Source organism: Arthrobacter sp. GW822-FHT05G07 (genome assembly GCF_058799755.1).
On the sequence record NZ_JBXALT010000011.1, the window covers coordinates 37665 to 49917 of the forward strand.

Genomic DNA, 12253 nt, shown 5'->3' on the forward strand with positions numbered 1-12253 from the left:
CATCGCGGCAATGGATTGTCGGACACGGAGCTTGGGAAGCGGATCATCCATCTGAACCGGCTCATCGGGGTGTCGGATGTGAAGGGGACCTGGCTGGTTCTGGATGGCGCCGCGGATTGTGCCCGTGGCTTGACCGTACCTGTGGGCCTCTGTATGGAGGACTAAACAGAATGTCCTGCCCCTGCATTGTGCGCAGAGGCAGGACATTCTGCTTGGTGGCGGAGTTTCAGGTCGCTCGGTTTTCGAGCCAGCTAGGGCCACCGTTTTCTCGGGAACAAGAAAGTTCCGTTCCTTGGGCTGTGCACCAGCTCTGGTAGTTGGATGAGTACAACTTTTGTCCGAGCCATTGGTACCCGGGGCCTACCTCCTTGGCGGGGGTGGAGGGCTGGAAATTGGCGGCATCGTTGGTGCTGCCGGAGCCGTCGTAACGGGCCACGATGGGATACGGATACACGGGCCGGGTCTTATCGGCCGAGCTCGCGGTGATAACTGATGGGGTTTTGCCGCTTTCAACCCACGCCATCACGGGGGTCAGGACGTCGAAGGCGTTGGGACCGGCCCCGCCGCTGCAGTGCTCGACACCCGGGAACATGAACAGCGTGGTAAAGAAATCGGCCGTCTTCTTTCCCATCGTCGAGCCAATGGCGTCGTAGTAGGCCAGTGTTGATTGAGGTGAGATGTGCTGATCGTTCCAGCCATGCCACAGCAACAACTTGCCGCCGCTTGTGTTGAAATCGCCTAGATCCGGGTCCATGGCGGACATATAGCTGGAGGACTGCATCGTGTCCCAAAAGGATTTCATGGTGAATTCCAGATCGGAGAGTTGCAGGTTCGGCTGGGGATTGTTTGGGTCCGCCAGGTACCGGAGGTAGGACAGTGCGAACTGTTCGCTCATGACCGGTGCCGTTGGGGTTGCCGGGATGAACAGTGTCCAGGCCAGTTCGGATCCCCATTCGTGGGAAATTTCGAGTTCCAGCTTGTGGCCCTGCTCGTCCACGGCACCGTCGTGCAGGCGTTGGACTACGGATGCTTCGGCGATGCTCAGGCAGTTGGCCGGGTCTTGGCCCGCTGCACAAACCAGAGTTTTGGGGTCAAAGTTGCAGGCGCGCGGATCGTCCAGCACGCCGTCGGTGAGGCCGTCCAGGGCGTCACAGGTTTTGAGGACGGCGGTGTGGATCAGCGGCAGTTTGCCGGCGAGGAGGATGGCGTTCCCGTCCGTGCCGCGGTTTGCCAGTACGTTCCACGCGTGATGGAAGGTGTTTGGACGGCCATGTTGTTGGCCGGGGCGCCTGCCGCGATCCCGTCGAAATCGTCCGGGTAGCGTTGGGCTTCCATGAGTGCCTCCCTGCCGCCGTCGGAGCACCCGGTGAAGTAGGAGAAGGTTGCCGGCTGTCCGTAGAACTTGCTGATCAGGGCCTTGGCTGTCAGCGCGGTCAGGTGCACGCCCCGGTAGGCGAAGTCGATCTGGGCCTGCGGGTTGTCCGCTGCCCAAGACCCATCGTTCTGGCCCTGGTGTCCCATGTCCGTGGTGGCCGTGGCCAGGGTGCCGTCCTCCACGAGGGGGCAGCCTGAGGCTTGCCCCGTGTTGATGGTCGCCTTCCCGCACAGCCCTCCGCAGCCTGTCTGTACGTAGCGCTGGGTCCAGCCGTTGATGGGTAGGTGCACCACGATTGTGTTTGCCGGGGCAATGGTTCCTTGCACTTCGCAGTACGGTGCGGGGCCATCATTGGTGATCGTGACCGCCGCCGCAATTTCCACGGACTCCCCCACCGGGCCGCTTACATCGGCGCCGACCAGGTCCCCGCAGCTCATGACCGGCTTTACCGGGGGTAGGTTCTGGAGCCCGTTGGTCTGAACGTCAGGACGGGGTGATGGGGCAGCGGTCGCTCCAGTGACCGGCAGGAGCGAAGCCGCGGCCATAGCAGCGATGAACAGTCCCGCCGCGATCCTCCTTCGGTTCCTGTGACGTGCCCTTTTGTCCACGCGGTTCTTCTTCATACCGAACCAGGATGAGTTCATCGGTTCTCCCTTAGGGTGAGCGGCACGCCCTCGTGCCGCCTGGCGACGACTGCCTCTCCGAAGTTACAAATATTGTTAACGATTTGTAAAGGCTTTTCTGTACCCAAAATGTCAACGCAATAAGGAGCGGGCTTAGCTGGCGACGGGCGAGGGCTGGTGCCCGGTTTCGACGAGGGGTTCCTTGCGGCCCTTGGCGACGGCGACCGCCAGCACCAGGAGGGTCGCCGAGGCCACCACTGCGGCAAGTGCGAAGATCCCGAAGCCCCACCCTTGATTGCCGGCAGCGAACAGCTGTCCGCCCATCCAGGGGCCGAACACAGCTCCGAAGCGTCCGATACCGGTCGTCCAGCCAATAGCCGTAGCTCGGCTGGAGGTCGGATAGACGTGGGCTACGGCGGCGTAAACCATGGTTTGGGCGCTGAAGAGAAACACTCCGGCAGCAAAAACCAGCACGTAGGTGGCCGGCAGTGGAAGGTGCGCGCCCAAGGAGTAGACACTGGCTGCTGTGAAAGCAAACCAAATGGTCGCGACCCGGACCGGGCCGAAGCGGTCTGCAATCCTGCCCGCCACGAACATTCCAACGATGCCGCCGCCGTTGATGACCAGCAGGAAGGCCAATGCCGAGCCGAGGTCGTAGCCCTCGGAGCGCATCAGGGAGGGCAGCCAGGTGCTCATGCCGTAGACCAAAAGCAGGCCGGCGAAGGACGTAGCCCAGAACAGAGTCGTGATCTGCCACCGCCCACGACCGAAGAGCTGGGCGAAGGCGGCTTTTCGGTGCTCGCTGCTTCCGGCGCCGTCCGTGGCAGGGAGTTCGATGCCGTAACGCTCCGAGACCCGCTGTGCATCCTTGTAGCGGCCTTTAGTAAGGAGGAAGGCCACGGATTCGGGCATGTAGCGGGCCACGAGTGGTACTGCGATAACCAGCGGAATGACTCCAATGAGGAACACCGTGCGCCAGCCAAAATCCTCGAGCAACCAGATGCCAAGAGTTGATGCCGCTATCCCGCCGGCATGGTGGGCTGTCATAAGCACGGCGATCAGGAGGTTGCGGCGCCCTGCAGGCGCGTACTCGGCCACCAGTGCGATGGCCGTAGGCAGCAAACCGCCAAGGCCGAGACCGGCGATGAACCGGGCCGCGCCAAACGTTGTGACATCCGGTGCTATCGCACAGACGCCGGATGCTACGGAGAAGAGGACGCAACACAACAGGAGCACCTTTTTGCGCCCAATGCGGTCCGTCGCCAGACCGGAGGAGAGGGCTCCCAGAAGCATCCCAAACGTCGCCACACTGCCGACATCCCCGGCAGCCGCCGGGGACATACCCAGTGCCGGATCGGCCAGCATTCCCGGCAGAACCGCGCCATAGACAAAAAGGTCCAAACCATCGAAGAAGACCAGGAGCCAGCAGAGAGCCACAACGATGGTGACCACCCGTGTGGACGGTGGCATCGGCCGCGAAAGAAATGTAGGAAGCATCGTCGCTGCCCTTTCAGAGTAAAGAGATATGAGCCATGGGCTGCACATCACACTACACAGTGACAACAATCACGTCAATTAGATTGTTAACAATTATGGTTGCGTGGTGATGCTGAAAAGAGAAGCCGTTCCGCCCGGAACTAATTCGGGCGGAACGGCTTCGCGACCAGCGGTCGCCAGTCAGGGTTGGTGGCGGGTCAGGGGTTGGTGGCACGGATGACGTCGGCGACGCTTTCCAGATGCACCCGCATGGCTTCTGCGGCTGCGTCGGGGTCGTGGGAACATACTGCATCGATGATGGCCAAGTGTTGTGGCAGCGATACTGCTGGCCTGCCTGGCTGACGCGCCAGGCGGAACTGGAACCTCACCGCTTGACCCCTGAGGCGGTGGATCGTCGCGGCAGCAGTCTGCTGGGCGCTGATGGAGATGATGCGGGCGTGAAGCTTCTGGTTGCCTTCCGAGTATGACTCCCGGTCTCCACGTTCGACGGCGTCCCGCATGTGCTCGGCGAGCTGTTGGAGTTCGGAGATCTCCTCTTCCGTGATGCGTTCTGCAGCTTTGCGGGCGCAGAGGGCCTCCAACGCCGCGCGCACTTCGGTGATTTCGACGGCTTCGTCGACTGATACAGCACGGACTCTGGCGCCCCTGTTCTGCACACGTTCGACCAGTCCTTCGACGCCCAGTTCGGATAACGCCACCCGAATGGTTCCGCGGCTGGCACCATACTCGGCAGCCAGGTCAGCTTCGACCAAGCGCTGGTTCGGCACAAGCTCACCGCTGATGATGGCATTGCGCAGCAGATCCGCTAGTTCCGGAGCGGTCAGTGCCCGGTCAGGTGCTCGGTCCAAGGTTTCCACGCAAATGCCTCCTCGTCGGCCATAAAGCTACCGACATTGCTAACAATCTATGTGTTCAGGTTACTCCAGCATCGCTGGCCGCATCGGCAACGGCGCCGCCAAGGGGCCCGGCTTCAGCGGGCTGCAGCAGCCGGACGGTGTCCGGCTTTAGCCAGTTGGATCTGTTCATAGACGTGGTGGCGCAACTCGGTGAACCGAGGCAGGGCCCGGGTATTGAGTTGATCCCGCTCTGCCGGGAGGTCGATGATCAGGTCCTCTTGGACCACCGTGGGTGAGCTGGAGAGGATGATGACTCGCTCCCCCAGATAAACGGACTCGTCGATGTCGTGGGTGACGAAAAGGACGGTGACGCCGAGCTTCTTCCAGACGCTGCGGATGAGGTCTTCCAGGTCTGCCCTGGTTTGGGCATCGACGGCGGCAAAGGGTTCGTCCATCAGGAGCACCTCGGGCTGGTAGGCCACGGCCCGGGCTATGGCTACCCGCTGCTGCATGCCGCCGGAGAGCTGCCACGGATATGACATGGGTACGTGCGAGAGGCCCACGGCTTCCAATGCCTCATCGACCAGCCGTTCACGCTCGGCTTTAGCCCTTCCTTGGTTTTTTAGGGGAAGTTCGACGTTTTCGCGCACCCTCATCCATGGGAAGAGTGAGCGGCCGTACTCCTGGAAGACCACGGCCATCTTCTTTGGCGGTCCGGTGACTTTGGATCCGTCGAGGAGCACTTCGCCCTCGGTGGGCGCCATCAGTCCGGAGATGCATTTCAACAGGGTTGTCTTTCCTGAACCTGAGGGACCTACCAGGCAGGCCAACTCACCGGGGCGCAGGTCGAAGGTGAGGTTGCGGACGGCCTCAATGGGGCCGCCGTCGGTTTGGTAGACCTTTTTCAGATTCCGGACGGAAAGCATGGCGTGACCCTTTGCCATGACGCGGCCCCCGCCGGTTGCGCCGGCTTTCGGGGTGTCGTCGATGGCGTTTTCGTGGTTGATGTCAGGCTGCATTTTCTACCTCTCGCAGGCCGTGGTACCAGCGCAGGACTCGGCGCTCGGTGAATTGGAAGATGAAGGACAGGGCTACGCCGATCAGGCCCAGGATGACTATGCCGGACCACATTTCCGGCACGGCGAAGGATCGCTGGAACTGGACGATGGTGAAGCCGAGCCCTGAGGAGGACGCGAACATTTCGGAGATCACCATGAGAATGAGTCCGATTGACAGGCATTGGCGAATGCCGGTCATCACCTGGGGGCCAGCGGAGGGCAGGACCAGGTAGCGGATCCTAGCCCAGCCCGTGATCCCGTAGGTGTGGGCGGAGTCTGAGAGGACGCCGTCAATGGCTCTTACGCCCTCGATGGTGTTCAGCAGTACCGGCCAGATGCAGCCTGAAATGATGACGGCGACTTTCATGGAGTCCGAAATGCCCATGAGGAGCATCAGGACCGGTACCAGGACCGGTGGAGGAACCGCCCGGAAGAATTCGAGGACGGGTTCTGTCAGGGCTCGAAGCCATTTGACTGAGCCGATAAGCAGTCCGGCGGCGATCCCGAGCACGATGGCGACGACGACGCCGATGAAGAGCCGCAGGATGCTGGGCAGTACATCGGAGACTAGACGGTCGCCGAGCCATGTGTTGGCAAACGTTGAAACGAGGGTCCCCGGTGTGGGGACAAAGAAGCTTTTGGTCCCCAGGGTTGCTGCCCACCAAATAAAGACGAGGATGGCCGGGAGGCACAGGGCGTAGAAGACGCTTCTGGCCAGCTTCATGCGATGACCTCCGATCGGATTGAGGAGTGCCAGGAGAGGGTCTTGCGTTCAATGAACCTCATCAGCAGGTTGATAAGGACCCCGATCAGTCCGGTGGCCAGAATCAGCGCGTACATGCCGGAGATAGCTCCCCCCGACTGCGCCAGGGCGATTTCGCGCCCAAGGCCGGGAGATCCGATGACGAGCTCTGCGGTAATGGCCAGAATCAGCGCCACGGACGCGGCGAGACGGACGCCGGTCATGAGATACGGAAGGGCCGTGGGGAAGACCACATGCCGGACCCGGGCGGCAGTTCGCAGGCCGAAGCTGCGGGCTGTCTGCATGGCGACGTTGTCCACATCGGCCACCCCGTACAGCACTTGAATAAAGATCTGCCAGAACGAGGCGTAGATGATCAGCATCAAGGAGGACTGGATCTTCACTCCAAACAGGAGGACAGCCAAGGGGATCAGTGCCACGGAGGGGATCGGACGCAGGAACTCCACGGTGGAGTTGGTGAACCGTCGCAAGAACTGGGAGGACCCGACCACGAATCCGGCCACCAGAGCCAGGATCACCGCCGCGGCCAGGCCGATGAACCAAGCCACCAGCGTTTCACCCACAGCGGCCCAGAACGCGGTGAGCTGCAGGTAAACGACGAGATCGGCGATGACTTCAGAGGCAGGTGGCAGGAAACGGGCTTCGACGAGCCCCAACCGCGGTATTGCCTCCCAGGTGAGGAGGAATCCGAGGATTCCGGCGACGGCGAGCAATTGCTTCGCCGGCAGCTTCTTCCCGGGCCGGCGCGAACCGGCCACCCCGGGCTGGGCGGCTTTCCCGCCGCCCACCCCGGCCGATGAGCCTGGGTCGAGCTTCATGGAGCCGGAGGTCATGGGAGCAGCTCGTCCAGGTTCACGTCGGAGGTCAGCAGCCCATCGCCCTTGGACAGGGTGACGAGCGTTTCAACCCCGGAACGATTGATATCGCTTGAGAAGGCCGGAAGGGTGAGCTTCTCTGCCGTGGCAGCGTCAATCTTGGTGTACGTGGGGAGAATCTTTCGGACCGCATCAGGGTTCTCCTGAGCGTACTTCAGGGATTTCTCCATTGCAGCTGTGAACTTCTTGACCAGTTCCGGATTGCCCGACGCCGTGGCGGAGGTGGTGAAGTAGGCGCCGACCGTAAGACCCTCTGCTGTGTCGACGTAATTCGAAGCGAGCAGCTTTGCACCTGCGCCGGTTCCGGTGGCAAGGAAGGGCTCAACGACCTGGATGGCATCGACCTGGCCACGCTCCAGAGCCGCTTGCATGTCCGGGAAGGCCAACTCCACGAACTTAATGGCGGAGGGGTCTCCCCCGGCTTTACGGACGGAGGCGCGGACGGTGGTGTCGTTGATGTTGTTCAGGGTGTTGACGGCCACAGTTTTTCCCGCAAGATCTGCCGGAGAACTGATGGGGCTGTCTTTGGCGACCAGGATGCCCCCGAAATCCTTCTTGTCTTCACCGGTGGAACTTGCCCCGGAAGCGACCACCTTCACATCCAGGCCCTTGGACTTGGCCAGGAGCATGGACGAAATATTGCTGAATCCAAAGTTCATGGTTCCGCTGGTAACGGCGGGGACAATGGCAGCTCCGCCCTGCGCCGGGACAAGCTCCAGGGAGAGCCCTTCGTCTTCGAAGAAGCCCTGCTCCTTACCCAGATAGATGGGGGCTACGTCCACGATGGGAATCACGCCCACTTGGATCTTCTGGCCCTCGCCGGCTTCCGCTGAGCTTTGCCCTTGCGACAGAGGGGCTGACGAGCAACCTGCGGTGAGAAGGAGGGCAGCAGCAGCGGCCAATACGGCGGTGTACGACTTCATATCAATCCTCAAGTTAGATGTGGTGCGCGTCACTGCGACAACCCCAAACTACGATTGACTAGAAATATTGTCAACAATTTGGTACATGAAATTTCAAAACTTCTGATTGCGCTTCTGGGTCCGTTCGTCAAATGCGATTTTGTTCGCTAAATTGTTGACAATTATGTCTGTGGGCTGGTTCAGTTGTTGCGACGGCGTCGTTCGGCGGACGCCTCCGCATCGAACCTCCAACACTGCAAGGACGCCACCATGAACGACGCTTTCCACGATGTTGCACATTTAGGCCATGTCGAACTGCTGACCCCTGAGTTCGAGAAGAGCCTGTGGTTCTTCCGCGATCTCCTAGCCATGCGTGAGGTCGGTCGCGACGGCGATTCGGTCTACCTGCACTCCTGGGACGACTACGAGCACCACACCATCAAACTCACTGCGGCATCGACATCAGGTGTAGGCAAAGTGGCTCTGCGCGCTTCGAGCGAAGCCGCCCTTGAGCGTCGCGTTGCCGCCATCGAGGCAAGCGGCCACGGCATCGGCTGGCACGATGGTGAAGCCGGAATCGGCCGCACCTACGCCTTCACGGACCCGGACGGGCACCCGATGGACATCTACTACGCGTCCGAATGGCACGTGCCCACCGACGAATCACGGCCGGCCCTGAAGAACCAGGCGGACCGCTTCCCCGGCGTCGGCGTCAATGCCCGCCGCTTGGACCACGTGAATTTCCTGGCCGCTGACGTTACACTCAACGGCACCTTCACCGCCGAGGCCCTTGGCGGACGTGCGACCGAACAAATCCGCCTGAACAGCGGCAAGCTCGGCGCGCAGTGGTTCACGTTCACCAACAAGTCCTATGACCTCGTCTACAGCGAAGACTGGACAGGCAGCAACGGCCGCCTCCACCACATTGCCTTTGCCACCGACACCCGCGAAGACATTCTCAAGGCAGCAGACATCTTCCTGGAGAACGGAATCCACATCGAATCCGGGCCGCACAAGCACGCCATCCAACAGACCTTCTTCCTCTACGTCTACGAACCGGGCGGAAACCGCATCGAATTCTGCAACTCCGGTGCCCGCATGATCCTGGCACCGGACTGGAAAACGGTGGAATGGACCGAATCGGACCGGGCCAAAGGGCAGGCCTGGGGCATGAAAACCATCGAAACCTTCCACACCCACGGCACTCCCCCCGTGGCAGTCCCAGCCCACTAAGTCCCCCCTTCACACAACTGAGCAAACCAAGGAGCAGACGTGTCCCTCGATCTCAGCGCCCCAGCCCCCAGCACGGGCCCGCGCCAGCTTGGCAGCCAATTCGCCATACCGTGCTGGTTCATGCGCGGCGGCACCTCCAAGGGCCCGTTCTTCCGCGCTGACGATCTCCCGCAGGACACTACCGCCAGAGACGCCGTCCTTCTCGCAGCCATGGGTTCACCGGACCCGCGACAGATCGACGGCCTCGGCGGCGCCCACCCGTTGACCAGCAAGGCCGGCATTGTCGCAGCCAGCGACCGGCCCGGCGTTGACCTTGAGTTCCTGTTCGCCCAGCTTCAGCCGGACAAGGACACCGTGGACACCACAGCCAACTGCGGCAATATGCTGGCCGCAGTTGTCCCGTTCGCGATCGAATCGGGTCTCCTGGTCCCCCGCACGGACACGACCAGCGCGCGCGTTCTCACCTTGAACACCGGGGTCGTGGCTGAAATTTCCGTCTCGACGCCGGCGGGGCAGGCCAACAGGTACGTCGACTACGGCGGTGACGCCAGGATCGACGGTGTCCCAGGCAGCTCCGCTCCGGTCGTGATCAATTTTCTGGACACGGAAGGTTCCGTGTGCGCGTCGCTGCTCCCCACCGGCAACCTCCGTGACTCGGTAGAAATTGCCGGTTTCGGTTCCGTGGACGTCACCTGCATCGACAACGGACAGCCGCTGGTCATCATCGACGCCACCGCACTCGAGCGGACAGGCCGGGAACCCGTTCTCGACCTCAACCGCGATACCGAGCTGAAAGAGCGTCTCGAAACGCTCCGGCTCAGCTGCGGAAAACTCATGGGACTCGGTGATGTCACCGCGAAGAACTACCCGAAAATGACCTTAGTTTCCCGGCCTGTCCAGGGCGGAACGATCGGCACACGCAGCTTCATCCCCCACGTGTGCCACGAGTCAATTGGCGTGCTGGCCGCCGTCACCGTCGGCACCGCGGCCGTGCTGCCGGGCACGGTGGCTCACTCCGTAGCCTCCCTGCCTGCCGGCGGGAACCCTGCTGTGTCGGTCGAGCACCCCAGTGGCGAGTTCACGGTCCAGCTGGAAGTGGACCCCAGCGACCCCACACGCGTGACCAAGTCCGCGCTCATCCGAACATCGCGCCTCATCATGGCCGGGAACGTCATGGTCCCGGTGAACCTATGGCCCACACCCATTGAATCTTCCAAGGAGCAAGACCTGTGATCATCGACATCCACGGCCACTACACCACTGCCCCACCGGCCCTCGGCAAATGGCGCGACCGCCAGATCGCCGGCCTTGGAGATTCCTCTCTGGTGCCGCGTCCCGCGGAATTGAAGATTTCCGACGACGAGCTGCGCGAAAGCATCGAGAAAAACCAACTGCGGCTCATGGACGAGCGCGGCATTGACCTGACGGTCTTTTCGCCGAGGGCATCGTTCATGGCCCACCACGTCGGATCGTTCGAGACCTCCGCTGAGTGGGCGGCCATCTGCAACGAGCTCTGCTACCGCGTCAGCCAGCTCTACCCCGAACGCTTCGTGCCCGCAGCAATGCTGCCGCAGTCGCCCGGCGTCGATCCCGCAACTTGTATCCCGGAACTGACGCGCTGCGTTGAAGAGTACGGTGCCGTGGCACTGAACCTGAACCCGGATCCCTCCGGCGGCCATTGGAACGCCCCGCCCCTGACAGACCGCCACTGGTACCCCATCTACGAAAAGATGGTCGAATTCGACATCCCCGGCATGGTCCACGTCAGCACCAGCATCAACCCCGCGTTCCACACCACCGGAGCCCACTATCTGAACGCCGACACCACCGCCTTCATGCAGCTCATCCAAGGGGACCTGTTTGCGGACTTCCCCACCCTGAAGCTCGTCATACCTCACGGCGGCGGGGCGGTGCCCTACCACTGGGGCCGGTTCCGCGGCCTGGCGATGGCGCTGGACAAGCCGGAGCTGGAAGAGCACCTGCTGCGCAACGTCTTCTTTGACACTTGCGTCTACCACCAGCCCGGCATCGACCTTCTGCTGGACGTCATTCCCACCCGCAACATCCTGTTCGCCTCCGAAATGATCGGCGCCGTCAGGGACATCGATCCCTGCACGGGACACAACTACGATGACACCGCACGGTACATCGAGGCCGCAGGCCTCACCCAACCGGACCTCGCCGCCATCCAGGAACACAACGCCCGCACCGTCTACCCCCGCCTCAACGCCCTGCTCAAGCAGCAGGGCCGCTGACACCCCCAACCGCCGACCGTAAGGAAAACTGACCCATGCAGGAACTCGGAGTTGTCCACCGCACCATCACCCGCGCCGCAGAAGTGGACGTCAAAGCCCTCTCCGAATTCGGAGTGAGTACCATCCACGAAGCCATGGGCCGGCTCGGTCTCATGCGTCCTTACATCCGGCCTGTCTACGCCGGAGCGAAACTATGTGGCACCGCCGTCACGGTCCTGCTGCAACCCGGAGACAACTGGATGATGCACGTCGCCGCCGAGCAGATCCAACCCGGCGACGTTCTGGTGGCGGCCTGCACCACAGAAAACGAAGACGGCTTCTTCGGCGACCTCCTCGCGACATCCCTCCAAGCACGCGGTGCCGCCGGACTGGTCATCGACGGCGGATGCCGCGACGTCGCCACCCTCCAGGAAATGAACTTCCCCGTGTTCAGTCGCGCCATCAACTCCAAAGGCACTGTCAAAGCCACCCTCGGCTCAGTCAACATCCCAGTAGTATGCGCCAATGCACTGGTGAACCCTGGCGATGTCGTGATTGCCGACGTTGACGGCGTCGTCGTTGTCCCCGCCGCCCGCGCTGCCGAGGTAGCGGCCGCAGCCCGTAAACGTGAAGACAACGAAGAAGCCAAACGCCAGCGCTTCGCCGCCGGCGAGCTGGGACTAGACATCTATTCCATGCGCGGGCCCCTTGAGGCCGCAGGTCTTCGCTACCTCGACTAGAAAGGTCGCCAACGGCTCGTCTGCGTGCATGGCCTCAGCGGTCCGCAAGGCTTGCCTCGAAAGAACCTGTATTGCTTTAGGTGGTGGCTCCCCGGGGAGTGGAGGCCGGTTAGGCAC

Annotated in this window: 12 protein-coding genes; 4 read left to right on the plus strand and 8 right to left on the minus strand. The window is 62.0% G+C overall.

What is annotated here, in order from left to right:
* Positions 1-226: 226 nt before the first annotated feature.
* The 8 genes from AC1RJY_RS18365 to AC1RJY_RS18400 all read right to left on the minus strand — a co-directional run bounded on the left by AC1RJY_RS18365 (position 227) and on the right by AC1RJY_RS18400 (position 7950).
* Positions 227-1234 (minus strand): tannase/feruloyl esterase family alpha/beta hydrolase, encoded by a 1008-nt coding sequence (locus tag AC1RJY_RS18365; RefSeq protein WP_498603018.1) that lies wholly within the window; start codon positions 1232-1234, stop codon positions 227-229.
* Positions 1177-2019 (minus strand): tannase/feruloyl esterase family alpha/beta hydrolase, encoded by an 843-nt coding sequence (locus AC1RJY_RS18370; protein WP_498602946.1) that lies wholly within the window; start codon positions 2017-2019, stop codon positions 1177-1179. The genes AC1RJY_RS18365 and AC1RJY_RS18370 overlap by 58 nt, the downstream gene beginning before the upstream one ends.
* Positions 2020-2151: 132 nt before the next feature.
* Positions 2152-3468, minus strand: a complete 1317-nt coding sequence (locus tag AC1RJY_RS18375; protein WP_498602947.1) for an MFS transporter — start codon at positions 3466-3468, stop codon at positions 2152-2154.
* Between the two features lie 224 nt (positions 3469-3692).
* A complete protein-coding gene (locus tag AC1RJY_RS18380) occupies positions 3693-4352 on the minus strand; it encodes a GntR family transcriptional regulator (protein WP_498602948.1) in 660 nt (219 codons plus the stop codon).
* Positions 4353-4465: 113 nt separating this feature from the next.
* On the minus strand, positions 4466-5275 hold the full coding sequence (locus AC1RJY_RS18385; protein ID WP_498603019.1) for an ABC transporter ATP-binding protein: 810 nt from the start codon (positions 5273-5275) through the stop codon (positions 4466-4468).
* A 64-nt stretch (positions 5276-5339) separates the two neighbouring features.
* Positions 5340-6113, minus strand: coding sequence for an ABC transporter permease (locus AC1RJY_RS18390; protein ID WP_498602949.1), 774 nt, complete (start codon positions 6111-6113; stop codon positions 5340-5342).
* Complete coding sequence (locus tag AC1RJY_RS18395) at positions 6110-6970, minus strand: ABC transporter permease (RefSeq protein WP_498602950.1); 861 nt, start codon at positions 6968-6970, stop codon at positions 6110-6112. The genes AC1RJY_RS18390 and AC1RJY_RS18395 overlap by 4 nt, the downstream gene beginning before the upstream one ends.
* 11 nt (positions 6971-6981) lie before the next feature.
* On the minus strand, positions 6982-7950 hold the full coding sequence (locus AC1RJY_RS18400; RefSeq protein WP_498602951.1) for an ABC transporter substrate-binding protein: 969 nt from the start codon (positions 7948-7950) through the stop codon (positions 6982-6984).
* Positions 7951-8199: 249 nt separating this feature from the next.
* Between AC1RJY_RS18400 and AC1RJY_RS18405 the strand changes: the two genes are divergently transcribed.
* Genes AC1RJY_RS18405 through ligK form a run of 4 tightly spaced genes read left to right on the plus strand, consistent with a single transcriptional unit; the run spans position 8200 to position 12136 of the window.
* Complete coding sequence (locus AC1RJY_RS18405) at positions 8200-9162, plus strand: catechol 2,3-dioxygenase (protein WP_498602952.1); 963 nt, start codon at positions 8200-8202, stop codon at positions 9160-9162.
* 39 nt (positions 9163-9201) lie between these two features.
* A complete protein-coding gene (locus AC1RJY_RS18410) occupies positions 9202-10395 on the plus strand; it encodes a 4-oxalomesaconate tautomerase (protein ID WP_498602953.1) in 1194 nt (397 codons plus the stop codon).
* Positions 10392-11417, plus strand: coding sequence for an amidohydrolase family protein (locus tag AC1RJY_RS18415; RefSeq protein ID WP_498602954.1), 1026 nt, complete (start codon positions 10392-10394; stop codon positions 11415-11417). The genes AC1RJY_RS18410 and AC1RJY_RS18415 overlap by 4 nt, the downstream gene beginning before the upstream one ends.
* 35 nt (positions 11418-11452) lie before the next feature.
* A complete protein-coding gene (gene ligK, locus AC1RJY_RS18420) occupies positions 11453-12136 on the plus strand; it encodes a 4-carboxy-4-hydroxy-2-oxoadipate aldolase/oxaloacetate decarboxylase (protein WP_498602955.1) in 684 nt (227 codons plus the stop codon).
* The last annotated feature ends 117 nt before the right edge of the window (positions 12137-12253 follow it).

What these genes read in the sequence shown, in the direction of transcription:
- ligK (WP_498602955.1), top strand. Translation starts at nt 11,453, where the DNA reads ATGCAGGAACTCGGAGTTGTCCACCGCACCATCACCCGCGCCGCAGAA.
- AC1RJY_RS18390 (WP_498602949.1), bottom strand. Translation starts at nt 6,113, where the DNA reads ATGAAGCTGGCCAGAAGCGTCTTCTACGCCCTGTGCCTCCCGGCCATC.
- AC1RJY_RS18405 (WP_498602952.1), top strand. Translation starts at nt 8,200, where the DNA reads ATGAACGACGCTTTCCACGATGTTGCACATTTAGGCCATGTCGAACTG.
- AC1RJY_RS18400 (WP_498602951.1), bottom strand. Translation starts at nt 7,950, where the DNA reads ATGAAGTCGTACACCGCCGTATTGGCCGCTGCTGCTGCCCTCCTTCTC.
- AC1RJY_RS18385 (WP_498603019.1), bottom strand. Translation starts at nt 5,275, where the DNA reads ATGGCAAAGGGTCACGCCATGCTTTCCGTCCGGAATCTGAAAAAGGTC.
- AC1RJY_RS18375 (WP_498602947.1), bottom strand. Translation starts at nt 3,468, where the DNA reads ATGCCACCGTCCACACGGGTGGTCACCATCGTTGTGGCTCTCTGCTGG.
- AC1RJY_RS18395 (WP_498602950.1), bottom strand. Translation starts at nt 6,970, where the DNA reads ATGAAGCTCGACCCAGGCTCATCGGCCGGGGTGGGCGGCGGGAAAGCC.
- AC1RJY_RS18370 (WP_498602946.1), bottom strand. Translation starts at nt 2,019, where the DNA reads ATGAACTCATCCTGGTTCGGTATGAAGAAGAACCGCGTGGACAAAAGG.